The sequence below is a fragment of the Acinetobacter sp. GW821-FHT09D10 genome (assembly GCF_059416285.1).
In genome coordinates this window covers 1-13,842 of the sequence record NZ_JBWKOW010000009.1, presented here as the reverse complement: position 1 = coordinate 13,842, position 13,842 = coordinate 1, and the positions used below count along the sequence as shown (strand labels likewise).

7 protein-coding genes are annotated in these 13,842 nt (G+C 44.7%); all 7 read left to right on the top strand.

Annotated elements, in window-relative coordinates; translation table 11 throughout:
* Positions 1–39: 39 nt before the first annotated feature.
* From AC07M3_RS16755 to AC07M3_RS16725, 7 genes are read left to right on the top strand one after another with little or no spacing between them, the layout of a single operon-like run.
* Positions 40–1,815 carry an acyl-CoA dehydrogenase family protein gene (locus AC07M3_RS16755; RefSeq protein ID WP_494567867.1) on the top strand — a complete coding sequence of 592 codons (1,776 nt, stop codon included), beginning with the start codon at positions 40–42 and terminating at the stop codon, positions 1,813–1,815.
* Entirely contained in the window at positions 1,812–2,072 is a 261-nt protein-coding gene (locus AC07M3_RS16750; RefSeq protein WP_056483985.1) for an acyl carrier protein, read from the top strand. The genes AC07M3_RS16755 and AC07M3_RS16750 overlap by 4 nt, the downstream gene beginning before the upstream one ends.
* A complete protein-coding gene (locus AC07M3_RS16745; RefSeq protein WP_494567860.1) occupies positions 2,069–6,028 on the top strand; it encodes a non-ribosomal peptide synthetase in 3,960 nt (1,319 codons plus the stop codon). Before AC07M3_RS16750 ends, AC07M3_RS16745 begins: the two co-directional genes overlap by 4 nt.
* Positions 6,029–6,052: 24 nt before the next feature.
* Positions 6,053–9,736 (top strand): outer membrane lipoprotein-sorting protein, encoded by a 3,684-nt coding sequence (locus AC07M3_RS16740; protein ID WP_494567861.1) that lies wholly within the window; start codon positions 6,053–6,055, stop codon positions 9,734–9,736.
* Positions 9,733–11,007, top strand: a complete 1,275-nt coding sequence (locus tag AC07M3_RS16735; RefSeq protein WP_494567862.1) for a porin — start codon at positions 9,733–9,735, stop codon at positions 11,005–11,007. The genes AC07M3_RS16740 and AC07M3_RS16735 overlap by 4 nt, the downstream gene beginning before the upstream one ends.
* Positions 11,008–11,060: 53 nt before the next feature.
* Positions 11,061–12,914 (top strand): alpha/beta fold hydrolase, encoded by a 1,854-nt coding sequence (locus AC07M3_RS16730; RefSeq protein WP_494567863.1) that lies wholly within the window; start codon positions 11,061–11,063, stop codon positions 12,912–12,914.
* Entirely contained in the window at positions 12,914–13,675 is a 762-nt protein-coding gene (locus AC07M3_RS16725; protein WP_494567864.1) for a 4'-phosphopantetheinyl transferase family protein, read from the top strand. Before AC07M3_RS16730 ends, AC07M3_RS16725 begins: the two co-directional genes overlap by 1 nt.
* Positions 13,676–13,842 lie beyond the last annotated feature (167 nt).

The window sequence follows — 13,842 nt, the reverse complement described above, 5'->3', positions numbered from 1 at the left end:
TAATCATTTGAGCAAGAACTCATGTCACTTACGTCCAATTTGCGGCAGTTTCAATCTGCTGCTCGTCTGGAGCAAATTTTAGGCTCCGTACATGATACTAATAATGATTTTTCTTGGTCCGCGGCCATCGAGCGTGATGAGAAGGAGCAGTACCCTCAGCGTGCTGTTGACTTTTTGAATGCTGTGGGCATGAACCGTTTTTATGTACCTTCAGAGCTTGGAGGTCGCATGGAAATTGGTGAAGAGTTGCTATATCTGCATCGCGTGCTGGCACGACGTGATCTAACAATCAATTCGACCTATAGCACTAATGCTTGGTCTGTGATCGTATGGATCGGCGGTAATCCTAATCAATGCCAAAACATCGCTAGTCGGATTTTGAGTGGTGCTGCACCAGCGCTTGCTTATAGCGAGAAAGCGCATGGGGCCGACCTGTTATCCAGTGAAGTGACTGCACAACTTACTGAGAGCAAGTACGTCTTAAATGGCGAAAAGTGGTCAATCAATCGTGCGACTCTAGGTGACTCTTTAAGTCTGATTGCTAAAACATCAGATGATCGTGGACCCCGTAGCCTGAGTGCATTCTGGCTTGATAAGCGTCACATGGCTTCTAAAGGAACCTATAGCCTGAACCGCTTGCCGACGGTGGGTATGCGTGGGCTAGATATTAGCGGTATTGGCTTTAATAATGCTGAAATTCACAAAGATGCCCTGATCGGTGAAGAAGGTCAGGGATTGGAGCTTGGACTCAAGACGCTACAGGTGACGCGTGCATATTGCAGCAGCTTCTCTCTAGGTGCGGGTGATACGATGCTGCGTATCGCGACCGAGTTTGCTATCGAACGCGAGTTGTATAACAAAAAAGTAATAAGTATTCCGTTGGTGCGTGAGCAACTTGCTACAGCTTATGCCTATCTATTAGCAGCTGAGGTGTTATCACTCGTTGGTGCGCGCGGGTTACATGTCTGTATCAATCAGTTCAGCACATGGTCACCTATCATCAAGGTACTAGTACCTGAGTATGTAGAGTCACTGGCCAAAATTACTTCCTCAGTGCTTGGGTCGCGTTTTTTCTTAAGAAATGCATATGCTGATGGAATGTACCAGAAAGCTTTCAGAGACCATCTGATTGTTAGTGTATTTGACGGCAGTAGTACCGTCTGTCTAGACAGCCTGAGTTTTCAGCTCAAATCTGCCAATAAAGGGCGTAGCAAAAAAGCCGACCATCTCGACCAAGCCGAAGCTAAAGCACGCTATCGCCAGTTGTATGACTTACAGGTGGAAACCGACGCTATTGATTTCCGCGAGCTTGAGATTTTCAACCGAGATGGTGACTTGGTGATGGAGTCACTGGGAACGATCATCAAGATGCTCAACGATGCTGACGTTACAGTAGGGCTGGCTGCTGAGACGCTGTCCACGCTACGTGAGCGCGCTGATCAGCTTCTTATCGAGCAGCGTACGCTAGATCAAAAAATTCAAGATTATTTCTCAAGTTCAGATGCGGCTAAAGAGTTCGAAACATTACGTTTCAGCTTAGCCCGCGACTATGCCGAGTTGTTTGCCCGCATTGCTGTGCTGGGTTTTTGGGTCTTTAACCGTCATGGCTTAAGACCTGCTTTGCAGGATGATGCATGGCTGATCATTTTCCTAAATGCTGCTGAAGGGCAGACGTCCCCTCCAATGACATCACTACGTGAAAACACATTGGCAGATCTGCTAGACCGAATTTCAAACAACCATATGTTATCTGTCATCGATTTTGCACTGGCACCGCGTGATGCCAAACCGGTTAAAGAGGATATTACCCCATGAATAAAGATAAAGCTTACTGGAGCGAAATCATTCGTACGCTAGTAGCCAAAGAAATGCGTGTAGAGCCCCAGACTCTTGATCCACAGCAAAAATTTACCAGTTACGGTCTTGATTCTATCGTCGCTTTATCGGTGTCTGGGGATCTAGAGGATCTAACACAACTGGAACTTGAGCCGACACTACTATGGGATTACCCGACCATTAATGCGTTGGCTGAATATATCGTTTCTCAGTTGGAGCAGGGAGTTGCTTCATGAACAACATTGCACGCCTAGATCCAGAAATTCTGTCTCGTCATGCAATTTCTGCAGAACAGCTTGGTATTTGGTATATCCAGCGTCTTGAGTCAACTTGCAGTGCCTATAATATGGTGGTGGCCTTTGATGTGAAGGTCAACCAACCATTAGGCAACAAGCCGATGGAGATTCTAGAGGCGGTAATGCATGATTATCCGCTACTGCGTGTAAGCATGCCTGCCAATGATCAGGGGATTGAGCAACTGATCTGGGATCGAGTCTATCCTAATATTATCGTGTCGGATGCCCGCCATGTCGATGCATCTGATTTGACACAATTAGTCGAGCAAGATACTAAGCAGCCCTTTGACCTGACTCAGCCACCGCTGTGGCGTCTTCATTGCTATGAGCGGGGGCAGGGTCATTATGTGATTGCGGTTGTGATTCATCATGCCCTCATGGATTTCTGGTCGATTGGTCTCTTGCTGCGTGATGTATGCAAACGTTTTGGACTCATTACAGAGTCAGATACAGTGAACGGAATCGAGTTCGCACATTATGCAGATAAGCAGCAGAGCACTGTGACTGATGATGCGGATGAGAGTCTACTCTTCTGGAAAAATGCGTTGCAACATGCACCACACGTGCATAGCATTCCGCTTGATTATACTCGTCCGGCTGTACAGCAACATAAAGGCAGTTCGGTGATTTTCCGTGTGCCTGAGTCAGTGTCATCTGGTCTTGTGAGCTTGGCGAAAGATTATGAGATCACGTTGTTCGGACTCGTACTATCTGGTTTCTATATCCTGCTGCACAAACTATCGAATGAAAATAATCTAGTCATTGCCACAGCAGTAGCAGGTAGACTTGAACGTTCTTTGCGCAATGCGCTGGGGCAGTTTGTCAATACAATTGCTCTTCACATGGACATGGACGCTGATCAGACTTTACGTCAATTTACACAGCAGGTGCAGGAACAATTAAGACAAAGTCTCAAGCATCAAAAAGTTGCTTTTTCCAGAGTGGTTGAGGCTGTTTCACCAAAGCGTGATGGCAGTATTAATCCATTGGCGCAGGTGGGGATGTTCTGGGAACGTCTAGGTGGCATGGATGAGTTTAAAGAACTACTCTTGCCAATCCAGACCCCAGCTACCTTGGTTGGTCAAGACCTGACGTTAGGAAGTTTTCCAGTTCGCCAGCAAGAAGGTCAACTTGATCTTACGCTGGAAATGGGTGGTGAATATCAGGGCGAGCTGGTTGGCGTACTGAAGTATAATTCCGAGCTATTCTCTGCACAGTCTGCAGAGAATATGGTGCAACTACTGCAAGTCGTACTATCAGAGATGGTGGCTCATCCTGAGCGTAAGATTGTTGAGTTAGATATCGCACCTAATTATGCGGATAATATCCAGCTAGGCCTCCTGTGTGGTCAAGTTACTGACTATCCAAGACATGATCTAATGGGAATGATTCTGAAGCAGGTTGATAAGTGTGGTGACAACTATGCTATGACTTCTAGAGATCATGCTGTCAGTTATCACGAGTTAGGTCAGCATATCGCTGGTATCGCTGAATATCTGCGTGCACATGGTATTACCAGTGGCGATCGTGTAGGTCTGATGTTAGACCGCACTGTGCTATTGCCAGCGGCCATTCTTGGAATCTGGGCGGCAGGAGCAGCATATGTACCGCTTGATCCTAATTTCCCAAGAGAACGTCTACATAACATCATCGAAGATGCTGAACCTAAAGTCATCTTGACTCAAACCGAGTTGATGGATGCTCTCACAGTTTCTGTACCGCGTTTGGATATCAATCAAGCTGGTCTTGTACCCCTTGAGCAAGTGCGTGAGACGCTTGCCTTTGGTGATACCGCTTATGTGATGTATACCTCTGGCTCGACAGGCAAGCCTAAAGGCGTGCGTATTGGGCATAGCTCAATAGTCAATTTCTTACTGTCTGTGAATGATAGGCTGCAAGCAACTGCTGAGACTCAATTATTAGCGATCACCACTTATGCATTTGATATTTCAATTGTTGAGCTGCTGATTCCATTGATGTACGGTGGTGTGGTGCATGTGTGCCCGCGTGAGGTGTCTTTAGATGGTAATCAGCTGGTGGACTATATGCAGGCGAAGTCGATCAATGCTATGCAGGCAACGCCATCCTCTTGGAAAATGCTCTTGGACAGTGAGTGGAACGGCACCCCAGGTCTGACTGCACTTAGCGGAGGGGAAGCACTGGATCCTATACTCGCAGAAAAACTGCTGAGCAAAGTCAGCTGTTTATGGAATGTTTATGGGCCGACAGAGACTACTGTGTGGTCTAGTGCAGCCCACATCACTGATGCAAAATATATTGATTTAGGCGAACCACTGGCCAACACTCAGCTTTATGTTCTAGATGAACAACAGCGGTTGGTACCACGGGGCGTTATGGGAGAGCTCTGGATCGGAGGCGATGGTCTGGCAGTTGATTACTGGCACCGACCTGAGTTGACAGATGCGCAATTTAGAACTTTGCCATCCCTTCCAAATGCTGGTCGCCTCTATCGCACTGGGGATAAAGTCTGTCTGCGAATGGATGGACGTTTGACTCATCACGGACGTCTGGATTTCCAAGTCAAGATCCGTGGATTCCGTATTGAATTAGGCGAAATCGAGAATGTTCTCAAACAGATCGACGGTATCACGGATGCAGTCGTGTTGGTTAAGACGACAGCCAGCAACGATCAGAAACTAGTAGCCTATGTGATCGGACATGAGATTGACATCGCTGATCTGAAAAAGACCCTACAAATCCATCTCCCAGCTTATATGGTGCCAAGTACATTTATTACATTGGATGAGTTTCCAATGACGGCTAACAATAAGTTGGATCGTAAGGCGTTTCCTGAGCCAGTGTTTGAGCAAAGTAATGATTATGTTGCACCGCGCGATCCGATTGAAATTGAACTCTGTACTACCTTTGAGCAGATTTTGTCGGTTAAACGGGTTGGTATACATGATGACTTCTTTGACTTGGGTGGACATTCGTTACTGGCTGTGAAGCTTGTTAATCACCTCAAAAAAGCATTTGGTACCGAACTATCAGTTGCTTTGCTGGCGCAATATTCCACTGTGGCTAGTCTGGGTGAGATCATTCGTGAAAATAAAGAAATTAAGCCTTCCATCGTAATTGAACTGCGCCGTGGAACTTACGAGCAACCGTTGTGGCTGTTCCATCCAATTGGTGGTAGTACCTTCTGTTACATGGAGCTTTCGCGCCATCTCAATCCGAACCGTACCTTGCGCGCTATTCAGTCTCCTGGACTGATTGAAGCAGATGCTGCTGAAGTGGCAATCGAAGACATGGCAACGCTCTATATTGCTGAAATGCAAAAGACGCAGCCTGAGGGGCCTTATTTCCTTGGTGGCTGGTGCTTTGGCGGTGCGATTGCATACGAGATCAGTCATCAGTTGCGTCAAATGGGGCAGCAGGTCACAGGGATTGTCATGATCGATACCCGGGCTCCAATTACAGAGAATGTGCCTGACGATGCTGACGATGCCATGCTCTTGTCTTGGTTTGCTCGTGATCTGGCTGTGCCTTATGGCAAAAAGCTGACGATACCAGCGCAATACTTGCGTGAATTGAGTCCAGATCACATGTTTGATCATGTGCTTAAAGAAGCTAAGGCTATCAATGTTATACCTCTGGATGCTGAGCCATCAGATTTCCGACTTTACTTTGATACCTATTTGGCGAATGGCGTTGCACTCCAGACTTATTTCCCAGAGCCTGAAGATTTTCCGATCCTCTTGGTTAAGGCCAAAGATGAGCTGGAAGATTTTGGCGAAAGTCTGGGCTGGGATCAACTGATCAAAGATACGCTTATCCAAGTGGATCTACCTGGTGACCATTCATCGATTATGTTCGCTGAGAACGTCGCGGCTGTGGCTCAGACGATTGATCAGATGTATCCAATTCCCGCATAAAAAATACAAGAAGGTAGAACCACTATGGTGATCATAGAACATGCTTTCCTCATACCGGCCGAGATTGACAAGGTTTTTAAATATCTTGCAAATCCGGGCAATGATGCAAGCTGGCAATTGTCATGTAAGCATTCTGAACTGCTAGATAATACTCCGTGTGTGGGCAGCAAGTATGAAATCGGTTTGAGCTTTGCTGGTCGTGAGTTGGCCTTTAAAGGTGAAATCACACATCTGGTAAAGAATGAATTGTATGCCTTTCAAGTGCTAGAAGGACCTTTTCTTTATACGGGTACTTACCACTTCAAACCACATCCTGAAGGCACATGGATTGAGTGGCTCTTTGAGGCAGAACCAGGCGGCTTTTTTGGTGTATTTCCCGATGCACTACTAAAAAAGATGGTTCTTGCCCAGTTCAAGAAAGACCTTGCTAATCTCCAGGCACTGGCTCAGAAGGGTGGAACCTATGAGGCAGTGAGTCAGCAAACGCAAGAGATCGAAAAACCATCGCAAGAGATCGAAAAATCATCACAAGAGATCGAAAAGCCAGTTCAAAAGACTCATCCAATGATGGAGCAATATGCGCGATGGATTCTCAGACATCGCCGTATTGTGCTGACGGTGGTGATGCTTTTGACGATTGCACTGGCGTATCTCGCATCTGGTGTAAAAATTATTATTGATCCAGATGCGCTTGCGCCCAAAGGACATCCTTATATCACCTCGACCAAGCTGATAGAAAAGAAATTCGGCTCCAAGTACATGGTCGTGATTGGTATTACACCGAAGCAGGGTGATATTTATCAGCCGCAAGTGTTAGAAAAAGTCAAACGCATTACCGAAGAAGTGGATAATACACCGGGTGTGGTTCGATCCACCTTGATGAGTCTGGCCGCACGTCAGGCTAAAGGGATCACCGCCAATTCGGATGGATTTGATGCTAAGAAACTACTGCCGAACAGTTCTGTGACCGAAGGTGATGTCGATTACCTGAAAAAACTGTTGGCGCTGAATCCAATCTACATGAATTCGGTCGTATCTAAAGATCAGAAAACTGCTGCTATTTTGCTTGAGCTTGAGGAAAGTCCAGAGGGCTTCCAAAAGATGATGGGCCCAATCAACAAAATCGTAGCGGCTGAACAGTCTAAGGATATGACTATCAGTGTCGGCGGCAATCCTGTTTATTTGGATAAAGCTGAAGATTACTCTAAACGGATCAATATCTTGTTCCCGATTGCCATACTGGTCATTGGGTTATTGCACTTCGAAGCATTCCGCAGTAAGCAGGGTTTGATCCTTCCACTAGTTACAGCTTTACTGGCTGTGGCATGGGGTATGGGTATGATGGGGCTGTTCAAACAGCCAATGGATATTTTTAACTCTCCTACACCTATTCTGATTCTGGCCATTGCAGCAGGGCACGCCGTGCAGTTGCTCAAGCGATACTATGAAGACTTTGATCGACTGACTGCCCAAGGTATGGAACCTAAAGCTGCGAATAGCGAAGCTGTGGTGCAGTCTATGGTTCGTGTTGGTCCGGTTATGATATTGGCTGGCGGAATTGCAGCGGCTGGATTCTTCTCGCTGTTGACTTTTAATATTCCGACCATCCGTTCATTCGGTATTTTTACAGGAATCGGGATCATCAGTACGCTGATCATTGAGATGACTTTTATTCCTGTACTTCGCTCGATGCTACCACCACCTTCGGTTACCAAGGTTGCACGCAAAGGTTTACCGATCTGGGACTGGATTCCAAAACGCATTGGCGATGTCATTTTGTCAGTTCGTCCGCGCATGATGCTAATGACTGTGATTGCAGTACTGGGTATTTTTCTTGCTCTAGGTACTAGCCGTATTGTGGTGGATAACGATAGCCGCAACTTCTTCTCACGCGACCTACCAATGCAGCAAGATGACAGATTCTTGAATCAGTCTCTTGGTGGCACAAACAGTCTCTACATCATGGTCGATACAAAGGTTCGTGATGGTATTGAAAATCCAGAAATTCTAAAAGCGATTGATAATACAGAAAAGTTCGCGAATTCAATTCCAGAGGTCGGTAAAACCATCTCTATCGTGGACTATATCAAGAGAATGAATCAGGCAATGAATGCCGATCAGCCACAGGCATTTCAGGTTCCAGCAACCAAAGATGTTGTTGCTCAGTATCTGCTGTTGTATTCAATGTCTGGTGAGCCGACTGATTTTGAATCTTACATTGATACAACTCAACGCTATGCCAAGATCACGATTCTGTTAAAAACAGGTAGTAATCATCGCATCAAAGAAATTCTTGAGTCGCTAAAAACGTATATGGCGGGTCAATTGGGTGATAAAGCCGTCGTGAGTTTTGGTGGTGATGTGACTCAGACCATTGCTTTGACTGAAACAATGGTTCACGGCAAGCTCATGAATATTCTACAGATTTCATTTGCCGTATTCTTTATCTCAGCGCTAGTTTTCCGTTCGCTCTCTGCGGGACTAATTGTCCTGACGCCACTTCTATTCTCGATTCTTGCGATCTTTGGTGTGATGGGCTGGCTCGACATTCCGCTCAATATTCCGAACTCCCTCATCTCGGCCATGGCTGTCGGTATTGGTGCAGATTATGCCATTTACTTCCTTTATCGCTTGCGTGAAATCTTGCGCGAAGAAGGGGGCGATATCAAAGACGCTATTCGTAAAACTTTAAGTACTGCTGGTAAGGCTTCGCTTTTTGTTGCGACTGCGGTTGCTGGTGGTTACGGTGTGCTGTCCTTGTCGCAAGGCTTCCATGTGCATCAATGGCTAGCGATGTTTATTGTTATTGCGATGCTTTTTAGTGTATTTGCAACCTTAATTATGGTACCTACAATGATTCTAATCTTGAAACCTCGTTTTATCTTTCCCTCAAATAAGAAGAACATTACCGTTGCACAAACTGTTGTGACAAGTCTTTTGTTGGGTACTGCACTCACCATGTCAATGCCTAAAACATCTTATGCAGATGAAGTTCAAGACATTGTTAATCGTAGTGATGATGCCTCTAAGTTCTTGTCTTCAAGTGCTAGTGCTAAATTTGTGCTGACGTCTAAAAGCGGCGAGCAACGGGTACGTTTGACTAAAAATATGACTAAGCTTGCTGGAAATACTCAGAACAATATGCGTTTGACTGAATTCATCTCACCAGCAGATGTACAGGGAACCACGACGCTGTTGATTGAGAACTCAAAAGGCAGTGATAGCATGTTTGTCTATTTGCCTGCCTTGAAAAAAGTGCGCCGTCTTGCATCGGCGAATAAGGGCGATGCTTTTATTGGTACGGACTTTAGCTATGGTGATGTACTTGGTTATAAGCTAAGTGACTGGAAATATACGAAACTGGCAGATGGCAAATTTAATGGCAAAGATTGCTACATGATTGAAGCAACGCCAATTAATAATACTGTGAAAAGTGACTTTGGTTATAGCAAACGTCGCATGTGCATCCTCAAAGACAACTTTGTTACAGCAACCATCGACATTTGGGATACTGCAGGTAAGCCGTTAAAACATATTGAGTTCACGGATATCCGTCCTTACGGCAAAGTGAAACCAAGATGGCAGGCCATGAAATCTATGGCAAAGAATCTACAAACTCAGCATATGACACAAGTTATCGTCAGTGATTTTGTCGCAGAAAAAACCTTATCCGATAAGATTTTCTCACCGCAGAGTCTTGAAAAATGACGCAAGGTACCTATTGGGTATTGGCATGTTGCAGTAGCTTTATGCTACTGCAGCATGCTTATGCAGATGACAGCGAAATTAGTTTTGTGAGCCAGAACTCAGCCAGATTCGATGTGTGGTCATCGGATCGTGATCTAAGCTCGTTAAAAAACATTGGGCAAGCAAGTTTCTGGTCCAATGGTACGCTTAAGTTTAACCCTGAGTTTAAGATCCATTACGACATAAATATTGGAGACGAAACGGACCATACTGTAAACCCAGATCAGGTAAGTAAGGTGAATCGCAACTTACGTGAGTTATATGCCTCTTATAACTGGGATCAGACGTTTTATCTCGACTTTGGTCGTCAGATTGTAGTCTGGGGGAGAGCTGACGGGATTAATCCAACGGATAATCTATCGCCCCGTGACTATACGCGTCTAGTGCCAGATGAGACAGATCAACGTCTTGGAAATGATGCAATCAAATTGACATATATTCCTGAATCTGGAACCAATAAATGGACGGCATTATGGTATCCGCGTAGTCGTTCAGATGTGATTCCATTGCGTCAAATTGCTGGTGTTCAGTATGACATAGACCGTAAGAGTCGTCCTGCGTTTGCAATGCGTTGGGATTATTCCGTAGATGGTCTGGATGTTGGGGCATCGTATTTCTCAGGTTTGGACCATATGCCCGATCTGTCAGTTCTTTCAGCATCTCCAACAGGGGAGGCAACATTGCAACTGAAAAATAATCCTATGTCTGTCTATGGATTTGATTTTAGTTATAACCATAACGATCTCGTGTGGCGAGGTGAAGCTGCGTATACAAAGACAGACTCGGATGGCAGCGAAGATCTTTCACATAAGAAAAATAATTTAACTGTGGTCATGGGACCGGAATTGTCATTAAAGAACTCCACGCTGAGTTTAGTAGGCGTGTACAAACATACGGAGGACTTTAGATCTGCCGACAGTCTAACAAATCCATCATTGAGAGAAGTTTACCGTTATCAGCAAACAATCAGTGACCAATATGAGCAGGATCAGTATGGAGCTATGCTGCGCTATGCACTTAACTTGCTGAACGATAATCTAAAGCTGGAAGTAACGGGATTCTATTTTGCACCAGAGCCTAATGAATTGTTGAGAGTACGTATTAATTACAGTCTCAATGATCACTGGCAGTTGAATGCAGGTGGAGATCGCTTCTGGGGCAAAAATGATACGGTGTTAGGACAATTTAGAGATAACAGTCTGGTGTATGCCCAGATTCGATATAATTTTTAAGATAATTCGCTCCAAAACAATGCTGGAGTGCCCAGTCCCTAATAAGGTGATTTATGGATAATTTAAATAACGCAAAAAAAGATAATTTTTCACGGAAGACCATATTAGTAACAGGTGCAGCAGGTTTTATTGGCAGCAGACTGATCGTTGAACTTCTGCGCGAAGGTCATCAGGTGATTGCTGCGCTGCGTAATGCCGCAACCAAGAAAGATAAGCTGTTAGGTTTCATTGCAACGCAAGGGTTAGTTGATCCCTCTATTTCGTTTGTTGAATATGATTTAAGCCGTGATTTTAAGCTGGACTCTCTGCTAGCGGATGCTCAGGCAAAGATCCATGTTGTCTATCATCTTGCTGCATCATTTAATTGGGGTATTAGCAAAGCTGAAGCAGAGCGTACGAACATTAAATCAGGACTCGCTTTGATTGAATGGGCTGCAACATTGAAGCAGCTTGAACGATTCATCTGGATTGGCGGATATCGTGTGGCTGCTCCACCGCAAGAGTCGGCTGATGATTTGTATTGCAAATACGGTGGTTACGAGGCTTCGAAAATTTTAGGGCATCAAGCTTTCATTGAGACCTGTAAGCGTTTAAATGTGCCATGGACTGCAATAAATCCAGCGACAGTCATTGATGGTTTCTATACGCATGGTGATATGCAATATATTGGCATTGCTGACATGATTGATAAGCTGTATCAGGGACATCTGATGGCATTGCCAGGTGGGCGTGATACATTCCTGCCATTGTGCAATATGCAGTATATCGTGAGCTTTCTCATCCGAACGATGTCTTACCCTGAGACCATTGCTCAGGAGTATATGTTGCTTGATCCAGCGACACCAAAGTTTCATAGCTTGGTTCACCTAGCTGCCGAGCACTTAGGCGTCAGCGCACCACATTTACAGTTACCCAAAGTTCTGCTTGAGAAATTACCTGAGGTATTGCTTGGTGGTTCTAAAGAGCAACTCGCTTTCATTTCTAGCGAGCACTATCATGTCGCTGGGGCAGAGGCGCAGGCCGCGAAAATGGGCATCGCGGACCTAATCAATATCAGTCCCTATTACTCTCGTTGGATTGATCGCTTGGTTCTTACACGTTTTGGTCGCATGCAAGTACCTACACCTAGTGGTTTTGGCTATCAGAATCGATATTGGACAGAAATTTATACTAAACAGCCAGTTAAATCAGAAAAATCATCTGCATTATTTTTACATGGGATTCCATTCGATAGTGCATGCTGGTCTCCAATAATTAATAAAATCACATACGATCAAGTCGCTATGATGGACCTGCCGGGACTTGGGCGTTCAGGCAGTTATGAGATGATGGAAGACAACAACCATCAATTTATTGATGCCGCTGCAAAGCTTTTAGCGCCAAATAGTGTTGTTATTGCACACTCGCTAGGGTGTCTCTTTGCATTGAATCTTGCAAAGAGATATCCAGATAAAGTTGCGCGCCTTATCCTCATATCGCCTTATTTTGTTCAGGCGCAGGCCGCTAAAATGTTTCAGATACAAGCTATATCTAATCTGATTTTCCGTTTTGTTCCAAAAGATATGATTGCTAAAGACCTACATCCAGATGGACAAAAAAATCCGTCTGTTGGTTATGCGATTGATTCATTACGTCGAGTGTCGGTAGCCAAGCATATTAGTGAGTATATGCACCGTATTAGTTTGCCGCAGCAGCGAGCAACTCAGACAGCTTTGTTAAACGAACTTAGTTCTAAAGTTGAAATAATTGTGGGAGATAAAGACCCAATTGTTACCACAATAAGCTCAGATATTCCTGTACATATCATCGCTGGCGCAGGTCATAATCCGCACGTTACACATGTAGATGCGGTTTCTGACTATCTCGCACCTGTTCTGATGAAATACAACAGCACTACCGCTTCCTAATGCCTGATCGTGCCCAAGTGCAGGTTTATGTCTGTCCAGTTTCACGGGCACCACAAGACCATTTGGTATTGAGTCATTATCTCGGCTTTCTCAGTTCGGCAGAGAAGCTGAGATATGATCAATATCACCCTAAGGCAGCTCGCCTTTTCTTGATCTCTCGCGTATTAGTGAAGACTGTATTGGCAGATAAGCTAGGCATCTCCCCTCATGAGGTCAGCCTCCAATTACATCCCAACGGCAAGCCTTTTGTGCAAGGCAGCAAGGCTGTGTATTTTAATCTTACTCACTCAGCGGACGTTATTATTCTTGCTGTGACTGAAGAAGGGGAAATAGGAGTCGATATTGAACAAGTGGATCGAGAGTTCGAGTGGATGCGTGTCGATAGTGTGTTAACACCAAGTGAAATTGAATGGATTAAGGGGAATGAACTTATTGATCCATTCAGTGTATATCAGCGGTTTTTTCAAATTTGGACGCTAAAAGAGGCTTATATCAAATGTACTGGCGAAGGAATGAGCCGTCATTTAAAAATGCTCAACTTTCATTTTTTGTCTGAACATATACAGTTTCTCGATTCAACCAATAATGCTCAAAAAACAGAAGAATATTATTTTGAAAGCTATATCTATGATTCTAACTTCATCTTTTCCATATGCTTACAGCAGAGCCACAATATAGAATGCTTTAATCTGGATTGTTTTCAATTATTACCGTTTATATCTATGCATCGGATAACCCCAACACCTTGCAAATATAACTAGATTAAATCCCTACAATTGGTGATTTTAAAAGTATAAATATATAAAGACATCAAAAGAAAAAAGCCCCAGTCTTTCGACTGGGGCTTTTTAAATTTGGAGCGGGAAACGAGACTCGAACTCGCGACCCCAACCTTGGCAAGGTTATGCTCTACCAACTGAGCTATTCC